Annotated in this window: 10 protein-coding genes; all 10 read left to right on the top strand. The window is 52.5% G+C overall.

Annotated features, from left to right (window positions below; all coding sequences use genetic code 11):
• The coding region (locus tag ACTHUT_RS08875) for a glycosyltransferase (RefSeq protein ID WP_440418739.1) at nt 1-1,064 on the top strand (1,064 nt) is incomplete at its 5' end.
• Complete coding sequence (locus ACTHUT_RS08870) at nt 1,057-1,674, top strand: sugar transferase (RefSeq protein ID WP_036492790.1); 618 nt, start codon at nt 1,057-1,059, stop codon at nt 1,672-1,674. The genes ACTHUT_RS08875 and ACTHUT_RS08870, both read left to right, overlap by 8 nt.
• Complete coding sequence (locus ACTHUT_RS08865; RefSeq protein ID WP_440386481.1) at nt 1,661-2,635, top strand: ATP-grasp domain-containing protein; 975 nt, start codon at nt 1,661-1,663, stop codon at nt 2,633-2,635. Before ACTHUT_RS08870 ends, ACTHUT_RS08865 begins: the two co-directional genes overlap by 14 nt.
• Complete coding sequence (locus ACTHUT_RS08860) at nt 2,628-3,320, top strand: HAD family hydrolase (RefSeq protein WP_036492784.1); 693 nt, start codon at nt 2,628-2,630, stop codon at nt 3,318-3,320. Before ACTHUT_RS08865 ends, ACTHUT_RS08860 begins: the two co-directional genes overlap by 8 nt.
• A gap of 13 nt (nt 3,321-3,333) precedes the next feature.
• Nucleotides 3,334-4,113 carry a methionyl-tRNA formyltransferase gene (locus tag ACTHUT_RS08855; protein ID WP_440386480.1) on the top strand — a complete coding sequence of 260 codons (780 nt, stop codon included), beginning with the start codon at nt 3,334-3,336 and terminating at the stop codon, nt 4,111-4,113.
• Nucleotides 4,106-5,281, top strand: a complete 1,176-nt coding sequence (locus ACTHUT_RS08850) for a DegT/DnrJ/EryC1/StrS family aminotransferase (protein WP_440360686.1) — start codon at nt 4,106-4,108, stop codon at nt 5,279-5,281. Before ACTHUT_RS08855 ends, ACTHUT_RS08850 begins: the two co-directional genes overlap by 8 nt.
• Before the next feature lie 111 nt (nt 5,282-5,392).
• The gene (locus ACTHUT_RS08845; protein ID WP_311476665.1) at nt 5,393-7,294 is read left to right on the top strand and encodes a nucleoside-diphosphate sugar epimerase/dehydratase; all 1,902 of its coding nucleotides are present in this window, start codon (nt 5,393-5,395) and stop codon (nt 7,292-7,294) included.
• A 43-nt stretch (nt 7,295-7,337) separates the two neighbouring features.
• Nucleotides 7,338-8,465: a polysaccharide export protein gene (locus ACTHUT_RS08840; protein WP_440386479.1), complete on the top strand. Its 1,128-nt coding sequence runs from the start codon at nt 7,338-7,340 to the stop codon at nt 8,463-8,465.
• 169 nt (nt 8,466-8,634) lie between these two features.
• The gene (locus ACTHUT_RS08835) at nt 8,635-9,084 is read left to right on the top strand and encodes a low molecular weight protein-tyrosine-phosphatase (protein WP_004520878.1); all 450 of its coding nucleotides are present in this window, start codon (nt 8,635-8,637) and stop codon (nt 9,082-9,084) included.
• A gap of 26 nt (nt 9,085-9,110) precedes the next feature.
• Nucleotides 9,111-11,270 (top strand): polysaccharide biosynthesis tyrosine autokinase, encoded by a 2,160-nt coding sequence (locus tag ACTHUT_RS08830; RefSeq protein ID WP_440386478.1) that lies wholly within the window; start codon nt 9,111-9,113, stop codon nt 11,268-11,270.
• Nucleotides 11,271-11,439 lie beyond the last annotated feature (169 nt).

Here is an 11,439-nt window from a genome sequence, read left to right as displayed (position 1 = left end):
TTACCAGCAACTTCAAGCACTACGACAAATCTTTCAGACGGCCCGAAGATGCCGAGGCCGCCTCACAAGGCCGTCTGAAAGTCATGCTGTTGGAAGAAAGCGGATACAGCAAAAACGTGTCTTTAGGGCGCGTGACCAGCCATCACCGCTTCGTCAAACATTTTGAAAAATGGTTGGAAAACTGCCGTCCGGGCGAACAAGACGTCGTCTTTTCCGCCTATCCGCTGATTGCTACCAACCTGCTCTTGGGCAAACACAAAGCGCGTTTGGGCTACAAGCTGATTGTCGATGTGCAGGACGTATGGCCGGAGTCTTTCTCCTCAGTCGTACCGTTTTTGAAAAAAATCCCGCACAACCTGCTGCCCTTTGCTTCACGCGCCAACCAAGCCTACCGCTACGCCGACGCGCTGGTTGCCGTATCGCAGACTTATCTCGACCGCGCCAAAGAAGCCAATCCGAACGTACCCGGCGAAGTCGTCTATATCGGCGCTGATTTTCCGAAACTCGATGCCGCGCCTGCCAAAAATTTCAGCGACGACAAAACCCGCTTTTTCTACTTGGGCACGCTCAGTTACAGCTATGACGTGGAAACCGTATGCAAAGGCGTTCGCAAGCTGTTGGACGCCGGCGAAAACGTCGAGTTGCACATCATGGGCGGCGGCCCCGATTTGGACAGGCTCAAACAATACGCCTGCGACGGCATTCAGTTTTACGGCTACATTCCTTACGCCGAAATGATGTCGGTCGCCAAGGGCTGCGACATCTCCGTCAACGCCATCCACTCTTACGCCATGCAGTCGATTACCAACAAACTTTCCGACTATATGGCTTTGCAAAAACCGATTCTGAACAGCCAGGTCAACGACGAAGTTGCCGAAGTCCTTACCCTGCTGCCGCATGCGAACTACCGTTCCGGCGATGTGGACAGCTTCGTTCAAGCCGCCAAAGATATTTTGAAGCGCAAAGACGATCCTGTTCAGTCCGAAGAAATCGTCCGCCGCTTCAAGCGCGACGTTGCCTATCAAAAAATCGTCAACCTGATTGAAAGATTAGCTCATGAATAAATTTTTCAAACGCCTGTTTGACATTGTTGCCTCCGCCTCAGGGCTGATTATCCTGTCGCCTGTGTTTTTGATTTTGGTGTACCTCATCCGCAAAAACCTAGGCTCGCCCGTGTTCTTCATCCAAGAGCGGCCGGGCAAGGATGGCAAGCCGTTTAAAATGATTAAATTCCGCTCCATGCGCGATGCAATCGATAAAGACGGCAACCCGCTACCGGACAGCGAACGCCTGACCGATTTCGGCAAAAAATTACGTGCCACTAGCTTGGACGAACTTCCTGAATTATGGAATGTCTTAAAAGGCGAGATGAGTTTGGTTGGCCCTCGTCCGCTGCTGATGCACTACCTGCCGTTGTACAACGACTTCCAAAACCGCCGCCACGAAATGAAACCGGGCGTGACCGGTTGGGCGCAAGTCAATGGCCGCAACGCTATTTCATGGGACGAAAAGTTCGCCCACGATGTTTGGTACATCGACCACTTCAGCTTCTGGCTGGATATTAAAATTTTGTTCCTGACGGTTAAAAAAGTCTTCGTCAAAGAAGGCATCTCAGCCGAAGGAGAAGCCACTATGCCTTATTTCACGGGTAATAAAACTGATGAAAAAAAATAACATACTGATTCTGTCGGCAGGCCGCCGCGTCGAATTGGTGCAGGACTTCCAAACCGAAGCCGCACGTTTTTCAGACGGCATCGGCGTGTTTGCCACTGACCTCAATCCCCACATGTCTTCAGCCTGTCATGTCGCCGACCGCGCTTTCAGCGTACCGCGCATCGACGCAGCCGAATACATCGACAGCATTTTCGAACTGGCCCAACAACACAACATCGGCCTGATTGTGCCAACCATCGATACCGAACTGCTCAAGCTGGCCGAAGCACGCGACCGTTTTGAAGCCGAAGGAATACATATCGTCATTTCCGACGCCAAACTGATTACCCTGTGCCGCGACAAGCGCCTGACCGCAGGCCTGTTTGCACAATACGGCATCCGTTCGCCTGAAATTTACGAACGGGACAGCCTGGCCTTCCCGTGTTTTGCCAAGCCTTATGACGGCAGCCGCGCCATCGGTGCGAAAAAAATCAACACACCAACCGATCTGACTGCCGATATTGCCGAAGATCCGAAAATGATGTTCGCCCAATACATCGATATTGAAAATGCTTTTTCCGAGTTCACCGTCGATATGTATTACGACCGTCAAGGCCGTCTGAAATGCGCCATTCCTCGCGAGCGTTTGGAAGTACGTACCGGCGAAGTCAGCAAAGGCGCGACCCGGCGCAATGCCCTGTATGAAGAGTTGGTTGAAAAAATGGCCGTATTGGAAGGCGCACGCGGCTGCATTACCGCGCAATTCTTCGTCAGCAAAACCGACAATACGACCTACGGCGTGGAAATCAATCCGCGTTTCGGCGGCGGTTTCCCGCTGACCTACGCCGCAGGCGGCAACTATCCGGGCTGGCTGATTCAAGAATACATCGGCGGCCAAGACATTCCCTTCTCCGACAACTGGGAAAACAATTTAATCATGCTTCGTTATGATGCTAAGGTTTTGGTAAGAGAACATGATTAAGCCGGAAGAATCCGTCATCGTTTTTGACCTTGACGATACGCTTTACTCCGAACATGACTACAAATGCTCCGGAATACGGGCAGTTGTAGAGATGATTACGTCGCTTTACCCGCAATACAATGCCGGCGTACTATATGAAATTGCCGACAATAAAAGTAAAGACTGGCTCGACAATTTGTGTCATCATTGCAAATTAAACGAATCAGAGAAACAATCACTCTTGTGGCAATATCGACTGCATCGGCCTGCCATCCGACCCTATGTCGAACCGTCTTTTTTACGGAAGCTGATGCGCCCTTTTGCCGCACGCGCCCTGATTACAGACGGCCGCAGCCTGACACAGCGTTTGAAAATACAGGCCTTGGGCCTGACCGATTTGTTTGACGACATTTTGATTTCGGAAGCCATGCAATCGGAAAAGCCCGACGACAAGCGTTTCGTTTTCCTGCAAAACAAATATCCGGCCGCAAAACGTTTTATTTACATCGGCGACAACATCAAAAAAGATTTTGTCGCACCCAACAAACTGGGTTGGCTCTCCATAGGCATCATGCCTAAGCCGCACAATATTCATCAAGCCGAGCCCGAGCAATACGGCCGTGAATACCAGCCCACCCTTTGGATAAACACCCTGGAAGAATTGACTACACTGACAACTTCCGCCACCGAAAAAGCAAATGCATAAGGGACATTTCTCCATGAAAATCTTATTTATGGGTCGTAAACAGGTTTCCGCCAACCTGCTTCGTTTTTTGACCAAACAAGACCATATCGAAATCGTCGGCGTCTTGACCGACAGCCATCTGCAAGGCTCGCCGACCACGGTTGCCGCGCAAGAATTGGGCCTGCCCCTGTACACCTTCGATACGGCTTTGGAAGCAATGCGTGAAGGCCGTCTGAAATACGATTTGGGCTTGTCCGTCCTTTACTGGCGCAAGCTGCGTGATGAATTCCTGAGCATTCCGACTTTGGGCACGATCAACTTCCACCCTGCGCTGTTGCCCGAATACAAAGGCACAGGCGGCTACAACCTGGCCATCATGGACGAGTTGAACGAATGGGGCAACACCGCCCACTACGTCGATGCCTCTATCGACACCGGCGAAATCATCGAAGTGGACCGCTTCCCCATCGACGCCGAAACAGAAACCGCCCAATCGCTCGAACGCAAAACCATGCAGGCGTTGGAGCCGTTCGCACAACGCATCATCGCCCGCGCCATCGATTCGAAAACCAAATTGCCGACCACACCCAACATCGGCGGCCGCTACGTCAGCCGCGACGAAATGGAAGCCATGAAGCAAATCCTCGACGGCGACAATATCGAGAAGAAAATCCGCGCCTTCTGGTTCCCGCCTTACGACGGCGCATACGTCGAAATCAACGGTCAGAAATACACCCTGATCAACCGCCAACTGCTGGAAGAAATCGCCCCCAAAGGCTCAACCAGTCTTTTCGCAGGAAAAACAAATGCTTAATACATCACTCTCCCCATGGCCAAGCTTTACTCAAGAAGAAGCCGATGCCGTTTCCAAAGTCCTGCTGTCCAACAAAGTCAACTACTGGACAGGTACGGAATGTCGCGAATTTGAAAAAGAATTTGCTGCTTTTGTCGGCACGCAATACGCCGTCGCCCTTTCCAACGGTACGTTGGCTTTGGACGTAGCCCTCAAAGCAATGGGCATCGGCCAAGGTGATGATGTGATTGTCACTTCGCGCACCTTCTTGGCTTCCGCATCCTGCATCGTAACCGCCGGTGCCAATCCGGTTTTCGCCGATGTCGATTTAAACAGCCAAAACATCAGCGCCGAAACCATCAAAGCCGCGCTGACGCCAAACACTAAAGCCATCATCGTGGTTCACCTTGCCGGCATGCCTGCCGAAATGGACGACATCATGGCTTTGGCCAAAGAACATAACTTGTGGGTTATCGAAGACTGCGCCCAAGCGCACGGCGCGAAATACAAAGGCAAATCCGTCGGCTCTATCGGCCACGTCGGTGCTTGGTCGTTCTGCCAAGACAAAATCATGACCACCGGCGGCGAAGGCGGCATGGTAACGACCAACGACAAAGAGCTGTGGAGCAAAATGTGGTCGTACAAAGACCACGGCAAAAGCTACGATGCCGTGTACCACCGCGAACACGCACCCGGTTTCCGCTGGCTGCACGAAAGCTTCGGTACCAACTGGCGCATGTTGGAAATGCAGGCGGTCATCGGCCGCATCCAGCTCAAACGCATGCCCGAATGGACGGCGCGCCGCCAAGAAAACGCCGCCAAACTGGCTGAAAGCTTGGGCAAATTCGCCAGCATCCGTTTGGTTGAAGTGGCCGACTACATCGAACACGCGCAATACAAGTTCTACGCCTTCGTCAAACCCGAACACCTGAAAGACGGCTGGACGCGCGACCGCATCGTCAGCGAACTGAACGCGCGCAAAGTCCCCTGCTATCAAGGCAGCTGCTCCGAAGTGTATTTGGAAAAAGCCTTTGACAACACGCCTTGGCGTCCGAAAGAGCGGCTGAAAAACGCTGTCCAACTGGGCGACACCAGCCTGATGTTCTTGGTGCATCCGACCCTGACCGATGAAGAAATTGCGTTCTGCAAAGAAAACATAGAAGCCGTATTGACTGAAGCCACGGCATAATCATTTTCAGACGGCCTGCAACCTCAGGCCGTCTGAAAAAAGCAAAACAGCCTGCTTCAAACAATCCGTACCAAGCCACATTACAACACTCAGACACACGTAAAAAATAAAATGAACTTGGAAACCCTGCTGGCTCTGCCGCGCAATCTAAAAAAAACCTTCTTCGTCATTCACGATATCTTAATGATCTTCGTGGCGTTTTGGTTTGCCCAAAGCCTTAAAGTGCAATACTCCGACGAATGGTTGAGTATCGCCAACTGGCTGGCTTTCGGCAGCACCGCGTTGCTGACCATCATCCTTTTCATCCGTATCGGCCTCTACCGCGCCGTTACGCGCTTCGTCAGCGTCCGCGTCCTGACCGCCGCCGCATTCGGCAGCATTATTTCAGCGGTCTTGTTCTGCCTGACTACCCTGATTTTTGAACAAAAACTGCACCTTGCCCTGCCCATCGTTTATTTCTTGGTCTTAGTGGTCGGCGTAACCAGCTCGCGCATGATCCTGCGCGCGATTCTGACCGACCATCACCGCAAACAGATGACCCCCGTCATTATCTACGGTGCAGGCCAATCCGGCCGCCAATTACTGGAAGCCATCAAACAGGTTAACGAATACTCGGCCATCGCCTTTGTCGATGACAACCCGAAAATCCAACGTACCGTCATCTATGACCTTGCCGTCTACAACCCCAACGAAATCCCGATGCTGATCAGCCGCTACGGCGTCCGCAAAATCCTGCTGGCGATTCCAAGTTCTACGCCTGAAGAACGCAAAGACATCATCCGCCGCCTCGAAGCCTACAAATGCGAAGTCCTGACCATTCCGGGCATGAAGGATTTGGTGGACGGCAAAATCAGCGTCAGCTCATTGAAAAAAATCTCCGTGGTCGATTTGCTCGGCCGCGCCCCTGTGGCACCGCGCCCTGAATTGATGAGTGCCGACATCAGCGACAAAGTCGTGATGGTAACCGGCGCAGGCGGCTCTATCGGCTCCGAGCTTTGCCGTCAAATTCTCAACTGCCGTCCGACCAAACTGCTGTTGTTTGAATTGTCCGAATTCGCCCTGTACAGCATAGACAAAGAATTGCGCGAAACCCAAGCCGCGCAAGGTAGCCAAGTCGAAGTCGTACCGCTTTTGGGTTCGGTTCAAAACAAAGAACGCCTCAGCAGTGTCATGAAGGCCTACCAAGTCGATACCGTCTATCATGCCGCAGCCTACAAACACGTCCCTATGGTCGAATTCAACACCATCGAAGGCATTCAAAACAACGTGTTCGGCACCCTCTGCTGCGCGCAGGCTGCCGTAGATGCGGGCGTTTCCACCTTTGTTTTGATTTCCACCGACAAAGCCGTCCGTCCGACCAATACCATGGGTGCCAGCAAACGCATGGCCGAACTCTGCCTGCAAGCGCTTGCCGCCGAGCCGGAACAAAAAACACGCTTCTGCATGGTGCGTTTCGGCAATGTATTGGGTTCGTCCGGCTCCGTTGTCCCGGTATTTGAAAAACAAATCGCCGAAGGCGGCCCGATTACCCTGACCCACCAAGACATTACCCGCTACTTCATGACCATTCCCGAAGCGGCGCAACTGGTTATCCAAGCCGGCGCAATGGGTAAAGGCGGCGACGTATTCGTCCTCGACATGGGCGAATCCGTCAAAATCATCGACCTTGCCCGTCAAATGATTGTCCTCAGCGGCCTCAAAGTCAAAGACGAGCAACACCCGCACGGCGACATCGAAATCAAGATTACCGGCCTGCGCCCGGGTGAGAAACTTTATGAAGAACTGCTCATCGGCGACGAGGTGCAAAAAACCACTCATCCCCGGATTATGACCGCCAGTGAAGTAATGCTTCCATGGACGCAATTATCTGACATACTGTCGGAACTCCAAACCGCTTGTCTCCAAAGCGACCAAAACAGCCTGCGCCAGCTTCTGCTGCGCGCACCGACAGGCTTCGTACCCAAAGACGGCATCTGCGACTTGGTTTGGCAACAAAACAACAAGGCCGTCTGAACATTTTCAGACGGCCCGGACACCATACTGCAAGGACTACTACATGAAAAAAACGCTCTCCCTGCTTACTCTATTTGCACTGGCTGCCTGTAACAGCACGACAGTCATTCCCGGTTCGACCATCAAAACCCGAACCAAAACCATTGTTTACACCGACAACGACACCGCAGCCGATACCAACCTCGACAGCCGCGTTGCCGTTTACCCCATCACGCCTAACCTGATTGAAAAAATGCGTACGCCGCCCGTACTTTCCCAAGCCAACCAAGGCTTGGAGCAAAGCAAGAGCGCTTACCGCTACCGCATCGGCAGCGGCGACGTCCTCAACATCATGGTTTGGGCGCACTCCGACCTCAACTCCCCCATCCAACAAAGCAACCCGCAAACCAACCAAGTCAGCCGCGGCGCCTGGGTGGATGAGGGCGGTTACATCACTTACCCGTTGGCAGGCAAAATTCAAGCCAAAGGCAAAACTTTGGACGAATTGCAAAACATCTTGACCAACCTTTTAAGACGCTACATCAAAAACCCTCAAGTCGCCATCAACGTTACCGAGTTCCGCTCGCAACGCGTTTCCGTTTCCGGCGCCATCAACCAAGCCGGCCAATTGCCGATTACCAATATCCCGATGACCATTTTGGATGCCATCAACCAAGCCGGCGGCGTTACCCAAAGCGCCGACACCCAGCACATCAAATGGACGCACAACGGCGTTGACCGCACCATCTCCCTGCAAAACATGCTGCAATACGGCGATATGTCGCAAAACCACCTCCTCAGCCATGGCGACATCGTTTACGTTCCTAACAGCAGCAACAACAAAATCTACATCATGGGCGAAGTCGGCAAACAAGCGACCCTGCCGATCGGCAACCACGGCCTCAACCTGACCCAAGCGCTCGGCGAAGTGGGCGGCATGAACCAAGCCTATGCGGATGCAACCGGCGTATTCGTAATCCGCCGCGTACCTGAAGATGTGGCCAAACCTATCCACATCTACCAGCTCAACCTGAAAGATGCAACCTCTTACGCGATGGGCAGCGAATTCAAACTGCGTTCCGAAGACACCGTTTACGTTACCTCCGCCCCGGTTACCCGTTGGAACCGCGTAATGTCACAAATTACCAACTCCATCAGCAACATCAACACCCTCGACAATACGTTTAAATAAGCAGTGGTTCCTGCTGTCAGACCCCGTTTGACAGCAGGATACAAAATCACGCACAATCCGACCAAATTACATAAACGGCATATAAAAGCCGTACACACCGCACAAACGGAAAAGCAGTACCTTATAGTCTGACTCACGCTTTTTTCAGACCATAAACCGAAACAATATCATGTACCACAACATACTCATCGTCTGCCTAGGCAACATCTGCCGCTCCCCAACCGCAGAGCGGATTATGCAGAAAAAACTACCCGGCCACCGCATCAGCAGCGCCGGCATAAAAGCACTGGCAGGTAAGGATGCCGATTTCCAAGCCATCAAAACCGCACTCAAACACGGCGTTATCGTTGCAGGCCATACGGCACGCCAACTGACTGCCCAAATGTGCGAACAGGCCGATTTGATTCTCGTCATGGAGCCCTGTCAAATCGATATGGTGGCCGACATCCATCCGCCGGCACGCAGCAAAACCATGCTGTTTGCCCAATGGTTGCCGAAGAAAACCGTACCTGACCCATACAAACAAAGCAGCGAAATGTTTGAAGCCGTTTTCGAACAGCTCAATGCTGCCGCAGACACTTGGAAAACCAAACTAAACGGAAAAACTCAACCGGTATAAAACCGGCATGAACAAGAAAGCAAGCAATGAAAAAAACGACCTACACACCTTATAGCGCAGACAACGACGAAATCGACTTCGGCCAACAGCTCCGCGTCATTTGGATGCACAAATACAAAATCCTCGCCGCCCTGCTTGCAGGCGGCATACTCGGCGCAGCCTTCAGCCTGGCATCCACCCCGCAATACCGCGCCGACGCCATGCTGGAAATCGAAACGCGGCAAAATCAAATCCTGACCGAAATCAACAGCATCTTCAACAACCAAACCACGCCGTCTGAAGCAGAAGTCGAGCTGGTTCAATCACGCCTGGTGTTGGGTAAAACCGTTGACGACCTCCAACTCGACCAAGAAGTCAAAGCCAAATACACGCCCGTTATCGGCAGCCTGATGCACAACATCAGCGGCGACCCCGATCCCAAACTGACCGTTGGCAACTTTACCGTACAAGAAGAATGGTTCAACAAAACCTTCACGCTGACCGTCAAAAACAACAAAGCCTATACCCTCACCCTTCCCGACAAACACGTTGTCGAAGGCAAGGTCGGCGTACCTCTGAAAATCAACAATCAAACCACCCTCAAAATCGATCAAATCCTGGCTAATCCGGGTCAAGAATTTGCGTTGACCAAGTTCTCCCGCATCAGCGCCATCGAAAACATCCAAAACAAACTGGCGGTCATCAGCAAAGGTAAAACCAGCCCCATCATCAACCTTACCTTTACCGGCACCGACCCTAAACGCACCAGCGTCATCCTCAACAGCATTGCCGACAACTACGTTGCGCAAAACCGCGAACGCGACGTCCAAGTCGCATCCAGCGGCTTGGCTTTCATCAGCGAAGAATTGCCGCGCCTGAAAGAAACCTTGCAAGACGCTGAAAACAAACTCAATGCCTACCGCCAACAATCAGGCTCCCTCGACATTCCGCTTGAGTCCAAAGGCGCATTGGAAAGCCTGACCGGCATCGAAACCCAAATTACCCTGCTCAAAACCGAAGAAGCAGGGTTGGCCGAGCTGTACACACCGGAACACCCTTCCTATAAAGCCGTATTGGACAAACTCTCCGTCCTCGAACGCGCCAAAAACAAAATCAACCAACAAATCGCCGAATTGCCCAATACCCAACAAGAAGTCATCCGCCTGACCCGCGACGTAGAAACCAACCAAGCAACCTACGTCCAACTGTTGAGCAAACAACAAGAGCTCAACATCATGAAAGCCAGTGCGCAAGGCAATGTCCGCATCGTCGATTATGCTTACGTCCCTGAAAACCCGGTTGCACCGCGCAAAGCCGTCATCACGCTCCTGAGCGCACTTGCCGCAGGCTCGTTGACCGCTTTGTGGCTGATGATCCGCAACCGCATGAAAAACGGCATCACTTCATCCGAAGAAATCGAAAACCTCAATTTGGAAGTCGTCGCTCTTGTTCCGCATTCCAAAACCCAGCAAAAACGCGACTTCTTCAAAAACAAATTCAAGAAGACCGGCGGCCGTTCCAACTATCTGCTGGCCAGCGAAGACCGTACCGACACGGCCGTCGAAGCCATCCGCGCCCTGCGTACCAATATCTACTTCTCCATGCTGGACGCGCCCAACAACGTCCTCATGATTACCGGCGCCGCGCCTGAGGCAGGTAAATCCTTTATCTCCGCCAACCTCGCCGCTGTAATGGCGCAGTCGGGCAAACGCGTCCTGCTTATCGATACCGATATGCGCAAAGGCTATCTTGACCGACTCTTCGGCCTTACCCCCGAGTTCGGCTTGTCCGACATCCTAAGCGGTAAAGCGGCTCCAGCCAAAGCCGTACAAGAGACCGGCATTGAAAACCTCCACCTCATCAGCAGCGGCAGCTATCCCAGCAATCCATCCGAACTTTTGATGGACAACCGCTTCAACGAGTTGCTCGCCCACGCGCGCCAACGCTACGATTACGTCATCTTGGACACGCCGCCCGTATTGGCCGTGACCGACGCCGTCATCATCGGCCAACATGCCGGCACCGTCCTGATGATCAGCCGTTATGCGCACACCCGTGCACGAGAGCTTGAGGCCAGCGTCGAACGTCTCAAACAAAACCACATCAACATCAAAGGTGTCGTCCTCAACGGCATGAAGCGCGAAGCCAACAACAGCTACGACTACTACGCCTACGATGCCTACCATTCCGGCAACAATAAATCATAAACCGAAGCAGGCCGTCTGAACTTTCAGACGGCCTGAGGCTTGTTAAACGGCACAAAATATTTTTCACAAACGCCGCCCTTGCACCCCAAAGCCGTTTGTTTTAAAGTAAGCCCCGTTCCCATATGGAAGAGAAACATGAAAATTACCGTCATCGGCGCAGGTTCGTGGG

The organism is Neisseria sp. P0022.S010 (assembly GCF_051956635.1).
The sequence above is the reverse complement of the archived record's forward strand: the minus strand, read 5'-3'. Positions and strand labels throughout refer to the sequence as shown.

Bases quoted from the DNA above. Each gene is read 5' to 3' on its own strand.
- ACTHUT_RS08870 (WP_036492790.1), top strand. From the start codon at position 1,057: ATGAATAAATTTTTCAAACGCCTGTTTGACATTGTTGCCTCCGCCTCA.
- ACTHUT_RS08865 (WP_440386481.1), top strand. From the start codon at position 1,661: ATGAAAAAAAATAACATACTGATTCTGTCGGCAGGCCGCCGCGTCGAA.
- ACTHUT_RS08860 (WP_036492784.1), top strand. From the start codon at position 2,628: ATGATTAAGCCGGAAGAATCCGTCATCGTTTTTGACCTTGACGATACG.
- ACTHUT_RS08855 (WP_440386480.1), top strand. From the start codon at position 3,334: ATGAAAATCTTATTTATGGGTCGTAAACAGGTTTCCGCCAACCTGCTT.
- ACTHUT_RS08850 (WP_440360686.1), top strand. From the start codon at position 4,106: ATGCTTAATACATCACTCTCCCCATGGCCAAGCTTTACTCAAGAAGAA.
- ACTHUT_RS08845 (WP_311476665.1), top strand. From the start codon at position 5,393: ATGAACTTGGAAACCCTGCTGGCTCTGCCGCGCAATCTAAAAAAAACC.
- ACTHUT_RS08840 (WP_440386479.1), top strand. From the start codon at position 7,338: ATGAAAAAAACGCTCTCCCTGCTTACTCTATTTGCACTGGCTGCCTGT.
- ACTHUT_RS08835 (WP_004520878.1), top strand. From the start codon at position 8,635: ATGTACCACAACATACTCATCGTCTGCCTAGGCAACATCTGCCGCTCC.
- ACTHUT_RS08830 (WP_440386478.1), top strand. From the start codon at position 9,111: ATGAAAAAAACGACCTACACACCTTATAGCGCAGACAACGACGAAATC.